This window comes from Bacteroidota bacterium (assembly GCA_018816945.1).
GTDB lineage: Bacteria > Bacteroidota > Bacteroidia > Bacteroidales.
The window spans coordinates 43,010-49,485 of sequence record JAHIVC010000028.1 but is presented as its reverse complement, the minus strand read 5'-3'; the positions used below and the strand labels follow the sequence as shown (position 1 = coordinate 49,485).

Below are 6,476 nucleotides of genomic sequence, written 5' to 3'. Positions count from 1 at the left end.
ATTAAATGGATTTATGTACAGATATAACTATCAAAGAAGGCATTCTGCTTTAAATTATAATACCCCTTTAGATAAACTGAAAAAAATCGTTAATTTGTTACCCGAATTATGAAGTATGACACAGCCGGCAGGCTGGTAATCAGATACTTCCCTCATTAATAAAAAAATTTCCAAATTGATACCTCGTTAGCATGCTGCGAAGTAATTCATTAACTTTTAATTTATTGCAGCAAAATTGAGCCTTATGCTTTCGTAAGACTTGAATATTATTCAGAAAAAAAAGCCCTTGTACCGAAAACTGGCACAAGGGCTTTTTAAAAATTACGATTATCCTATTTTTTCTCTTCTATAAAATAACCTTCTCTTGACAAAAGGTGATTTAAATTGGCAATACCAAGCACTACAACGGCAGAAACAACTGAAGAATGGTTCATGTATTCAGGAATACTCATGTTATACAGATCACGTTCAGTATGCCAAATTTCTCCGTAATTAAAATCATAGCCTTTGGGATCGGCTGTTCCAAAAGAAAGAGTAGGAACCCCATTTAAAGCGAAATATGCATGGTCAGAACCTCCGGCACTTTTTGGGCGTGGCGTTGGATTACGTTTGCTTAGGGTGAACGGGAAATCGGGATTAATATCATTTAATGGCTCACAAATTTTTTCCATATCGGCGTACATAGCTTCAGTCACACTCAAACTATTGGCAACAGTCGGCCCTCCATCGCGGTTAAAATAATTGGATATTTTGGCCCATTTGTCTTTATTATTTTCAACCCAGCTTTTCGAGCCTAAAAGTCCGAATTCTTCACCGGCCCACAAGCAAAACAAGATGGTTCTTTCCGGTTTACCGCCTGCTTTCATGATCAATCGGGCAGCTTCCATTGTAACGGCAATGCCAGTTCCACAATCCACACCTCCGGTTGCCACATCAAATGCATCCAAATGTCCGCCGATCATGACATATTCATTGGGATATTTTGTACCGGGAATAATTCCAATTACATTATGATACTTTACAGGCCCCATTTTAAAATGATTTCTGATGTCGAATTCAAGTTCGAAACGTTGTCTTTCTTTAGCCATCTGCTCGATGATTGCATATTGGTGCTCGTCTAATTTAATATCCGGAATGGTTGGAAGTGTTTCGAAAGTCATATTGTCGATATTTTTTCGATCATAAAGTGCACGGATTGGATTTGACGAAGACTGGATAATTCCTAAAATACCAGCATCTTTCATCTGACGATAAAACAAGGCCGGTTCCTCGACCAATGGCAATAGCTGTTTTTGTTCACCTTCAGGATTCCGCCGATTCTGACCCCTGATTTCACCATTCTTTTTTTCTATTTCAGCATTTACAGAGATAATGGAATCTCTATAATGATCTGCCTTTGACGAAATATCGATGGGCCAACCTTCGTTTTTACCTGAAATTAATACCCAGGCACCTTTCAACTTTCCTTTCATCCTATCGAATTCCCCTTGCGATTTGGGTTCAATAACCACATGTCCTTTTTGAACACCCTTGGTTCCTGAAGTATAAGAGGGGGTTGCAAAATGCAAAATCATCCCATTATCACTCAACATCCTGCCAAACCAAGGACCTCTGTTAAATCCTACAGGTAAAGTGCCGGAATAATCCATCTCTACTTGCATTCCCCATTCTTTGAATTTACTGGCGGCCCATTCAGCGGCATTTTCATAAGCATCCGATCCAATGAGCCGGCCCCCGAAACGGTTGCTAAAAACATCCAAATGATTCATGGTTTGATTGTCGGTATTGCCGATTTCGATGATACGGTCAACTACTTTTTTTTGTGAATACGTTGGCACATTCCACAGTAAAAAAGAAACAAATAAAAAGGTTAAAAAGCGTTTCATGTTTTTTAAATTTTAAATACAAATTCGTTTAATCCTATTTTGAATTAATTTATTGTGTGAAATTATGAAAATAATATCACTGAGATGTTTATGGGGACAAGTTTTATACAAGCCCGAAATTATATCAGCCTTACCAGCACTTATATACGACTACCGGGCATTAATTTGTTAGAACGGGGGATTTACAAACAATTCAGATATTATTGGTGTGATTATAATATCAGGTTATATTTTCATAAATTTAAGATCGCAAAGTAAAGGACATCATACTTTTTAAAATAATAATGATCAAAGACAATTAAATGAAACGAAAGGTATCATTAGTATTATCGGGTGGAGGTGCAAGGGGAATTGCGCACATTGGAGTAATTGAGGAAATTGAGAAGCAAGGTTTTGAAATTTTTTCAGTTTCCGGAACTTCAATGGGTGCAATGGTTGGGGGTATTTATGCTTTGGGAAAAATGGAAGCCTATAAAAACTGGATTTGCTCCCTCGATAAAATCAAAGTTTTCAGTCTGATCGATTTTTCATTTAGTACCCAGGGTTTGGTGAAAGGCGACAAAGTATTCAATAAAATGAAAGAGTTTATCCCCGACGTGAATATAGAAGATTTAAAAATAAACTATACTGCGGTAGCCGCTGATATTATGAACAAAAAGGAAGTGGTTTTTACCAAAGGTAGCATATTTGATGCCATCAGGGCTTCCATTTCTATTCCAACCATATTTACACCCGTTAAAACGGAAGACGGATTATTAGTTGATGGAGGGGTGATAAATAATATTCCCATTAATTATGCCCACAGAACCCCTGGCGATATTTTGATTGTTGTAAATGTGAATGCGAATATTCCTATAGATAAACCGGTCATTACGAAAAAGGAAACAGCTATTAAGCTATCTATTTATCAAAAAAAGATTAGAGATTTCTACCATCATCTGAACAAAACCCATCCCATGAGCAAGACTGAAAAACTTGGGTATTTTGAATTGATTAATAAAACCATTGGTTTAATGACCTATCATAATGCACAAATGTCACTCGAAAAGTACAAGCCTGATATTTTAATCAATATTTCACGTGATTCGTGCAGCACCTATGACTTTTACAAAGCAGAGGAATTGGTCGAAATTGGCCGACATGCGGCAATCAAGAGCCTAAAAGAATTTTATGCAAAGTAATTAAATATCAATATTGGATTATAGAAGGTTTTACCAACCATTTTTCGGTAATATGCCCTTAATAAAAAAGCAAGCTTTTTTGTGCCTGCTTTTGCCTTCCTTAAAAATGTTTTAATCAGCAAGTGCCTCCGAAAGGACTTCCCGATATCGCTACGCTTATCGGAATATTTATCCGCCAGTGGCGGATGAATCCCTGATAAAAATGTGTTTTTTAAATAGTTCAATGTCACCTGATATGAAAAATCAGTTTTCTGAGCGAGTAGTGTATAATACATTATATATTTATTGTATTATCATATAAAAATTTCTATTTTTACGTTAAGTAATAAGTGAACTACTATCGACTGATGTTTGAATAAGTCTGTATTTTAGATGAGATAATTGTTCTTTAAAGAAGATGGAAGAATACTACTTCACCTAACGGTGATTATTTTAGCAATGAATCAACTTTAATATACCCTTTATTATGAAATACAATAAAAATTTATTTTTAGTATCAATTTCATCCCTCATTGCGATGAATTCGTGTTCAATAAAAGAGGGAGAAGCAAAAAAGGAGACCTCTGACCAAGCTAAACTTAATTTTTTGTTTATTCCGGTAGATGACCTTCGTCCTGAATTAGGCTGTTATGGCGATACAAATATTAAAACCCCAAATATCGACCGATTGGCAGCACAAGGAGTTGCTTTTAACCGAACGTATTGCCAACAAGCAGTTTGTAATCCCTCAAGGGTGAGTTTACTTACAGGGCTTCGCCCTGACTCCACGAAAGTGTGGGATTTAAAAATACATTTCAGAGATATTTTACCAGATGTGGTTACTCTTCCCCAGTTTTTTAAAAATAACGGATATACCACCGTAGGTTTTGGTAAAGCATTTCACAATAACGATCCCGACACTATATCCTGGTCGGTTGTTCCGGAAAACATTGCTGGATTTCCTTTCGACCCCGATGCCGTTTATGCAAACGAAGAAAACCTTAAGATACAAGCAGAAAAGGCTAAACAACTTGAAAAAGCAGGGAAGAAAAAAGATCAATTGGGATATTGGTATGTTAAAGCAAATGCAACTGAGTGTGCGGATGTTCCTGATGATTTTTATTACGATGGAGCGCAAACTACCCGAGCCATAGAAGTGCTTAGAGAGTTAAAAACCAAAAATGAACCATTTTTCCTATCTGTTGGTTATTACAGACCACATCTTCCATTCAATGCCCCAAAAAAATATTGGGATATGTATGATCGGGAAAAAATACCTTTGGCTGAAAACCAATTTCCCCCAAAAGACAGTCCTGATTATGCGATTCATGGAGATGCAGAGTTAAGGGGATATTCTAATTCTCAGGATTTGCCTCTACCATTTGAGAAATCATGGAGCGAAGAGAAGCAAAGAAAAATCAAACATGGTTACTATGCCAGTGTTTCATATACCGATGCACAAATTGGAAGACTACTGGATGAGCTCAACAGACTTGGATTAGCAGAAAATACAGTAATTGTCCTTTGGGGAGATCATGGATGGAAACTGGGCGAGCATAATGGGTGGAGCAAACACACCAATTATGAAATCGATACTCATGTTCCCATGATTATCAGTGGAGCCGGAGTTGCAGCCAAGGGAAAACATAGCAACGCATTAACTGAATTTGTGGACATATATCCAACCTTATGCGAAATGGCCAATCTCCCTGTTCCTTCATATTTACACGGAACCAGTGTAGTTCCTTTATTAGAAAATCCTGACAAGGAATGGAAATCAGCTGCTTTTAGCCAATATCTGTTGGGCAGATACAGGCCATCACCTTATGTAAAAAAAGAGATGATGGGTTATACTATGAGAACCGATAGATATCGTTATGTAGAATGGTATGATTGGAATAAAGATGACACCAGGGGTAACTTGTTAAGTAAAGAATTATTCGATCACGATACAGATCCTCAAGAAAATCAGAACTTAGCAAATCAAACGCAATACAAGGAAATTGTTGACATGCTTTCACATCAATTGGCTGATGGTTGGCGAAAAGCTATACCAAAAAATTAATTAAAATCACAAATTTGATATACCAAAACATTAATATTTACTGGGCTTAATTTATGGATAACAGATCAGGAATAATATCTTTTAATGAAGCGTTCAAAAAGTATGAAGGAGCCAGAACTTTTACCATCATGCTAAAACCCGTTGGTTCGGTATGTAATTTAAACTGCGCTTATTGTTATTATCTTGAAAAAAAGAACCTTTATCCAAAGACCGCGAATTTTAAATTAGATGAACATCTTTTAGAAAAATTTACCCAGCAATATATTCGGGAGCAAGATGTAAATGAAATAACTTTCGTTTGGCAAGGTGGAGAGCCAGGTATTCTGGGAATTGAATATTTCAAAAATGCACTTGTATTGCAAAAAAAATATGCAGGAAGTAAAAAAATCAATAATGTTTTTCAAACAAATGGCACTTACATAGATGAAAATTGGTGTGAATTTTTTAGAGATAATAATTTTCTGGTAGGCATATCGGTTGATGGACCAGAAAAACTGCATGATTACTATCGCAAAACAAAATCAGGTAACTCTAGTTTTCACAGGGTAATGAAAAGTGTTGAATTGATGCATCGACACAGGGTTGAATTCAATACTTTATCTGTAGTCAATAATTTAACCTCAGCATATCCTTTAGAAGTTTACAATTTCCTAAAATCTATTGGCAGCACGTTCATGCAATTTATTCCAATCGTTGAACGAATTGCTGTTGCACCTGAAACGCTTCAGCTGGTTGATAATACTTATGATAAAGAGGCACATGTTACCGATTGGTCGGTTGAACCCATAAAATTTGGTCATTTTTTGTGTTCTATTTTTGATGAATGGGTTAAAAAAGATGTGGGTCAGTATTATGTACAATTATTTGATGTAACTCTGGCAAACTGGATTGGTGAGCCTCCGGGTTTGTGTGTATTTCAAGAAACCTGCGGAATGACAGCTGTGATGGAGCATAACGGTGATTTATATAGTTGCGACCATTTTGTTTATGACAAATACCGTCTTGGAAACACAAATATTACTTCGCCTGACGAATTAATGCATTCGAAACAGCATGCTGAATTTAGTAATGATAAATTGGAAAGTTTGCCAACCGATTGCCATGATTGTGAGTTTCTATTTGCATGCCACGGAGCATGCCCAAAACATCGTTTTATGGAAACTCCTAATGGGGAACAAGGCTTAAATTATTTATGCAAATCCTACAAAATGTTTTTTGAACATGTAACTCCGGCTATGAATTTTATGATGAATGAAATTAATAATAATAGAGCCCCAGCCAATATTATGAATAAGTTCCAATTTTTAAATTCTGAAGCCCAAGATAAAAAAACATGAAATTAAACATCCTCTATGCAATCTATCG

The 6,476-nt window shown here is 36.2% G+C and carries 5 protein-coding genes; 3 read left to right on the top strand and 2 right to left on the bottom strand.

The genetic code is table 11. The features are described 5' to 3' along the window. Nucleotides 1-332: 332 nt before the first annotated feature. Nucleotides 333-1,886 (bottom strand): M20/M25/M40 family metallo-hydrolase, encoded by a 1,554-nt coding sequence (locus KKG99_05870; protein ID MBU1012512.1) that lies wholly within the window; start codon nucleotides 1,884-1,886, stop codon nucleotides 333-335. 302 nt (nucleotides 1,887-2,188) lie between these two features. Between KKG99_05870 and KKG99_05865 the strand changes: the two genes are divergently transcribed. After that, nucleotides 2,189-3,067, top strand: coding sequence for a patatin-like phospholipase family protein (locus KKG99_05865; GenBank protein MBU1012511.1), 879 nt, complete (start codon nucleotides 2,189-2,191; stop codon nucleotides 3,065-3,067). Here KKG99_05865 and KKG99_05860 read toward each other — a convergent pair. Next, nucleotides 3,055-3,342: a hypothetical protein gene (locus tag KKG99_05860; GenBank protein ID MBU1012510.1), complete on the bottom strand. Its 288-nt coding sequence runs from the start codon at nucleotides 3,340-3,342 to the stop codon at nucleotides 3,055-3,057. The two genes, KKG99_05865 and KKG99_05860, sit on opposite strands and share 13 nt — an antisense overlap. A 242-nt stretch (nucleotides 3,343-3,584) precedes the next feature. Between KKG99_05860 and KKG99_05855 the strand changes: the two genes are divergently transcribed. Both KKG99_05855 and KKG99_05850 read left to right on the top strand, forming a co-directional pair. After that, nucleotides 3,585-5,111 carry a sulfatase gene (locus KKG99_05855; GenBank protein ID MBU1012509.1) on the top strand — a complete coding sequence of 509 codons (1,527 nt, stop codon included), beginning with the start codon at nucleotides 3,585-3,587 and terminating at the stop codon, nucleotides 5,109-5,111. A 53-nt stretch (nucleotides 5,112-5,164) separates the two neighbouring features. Then, nucleotides 5,165-6,448, top strand: coding sequence for an anaerobic sulfatase-maturation protein (locus KKG99_05850; protein MBU1012508.1), 1,284 nt, complete (start codon nucleotides 5,165-5,167; stop codon nucleotides 6,446-6,448). Nucleotides 6,449-6,476: the final 28 nt, after the last annotated feature.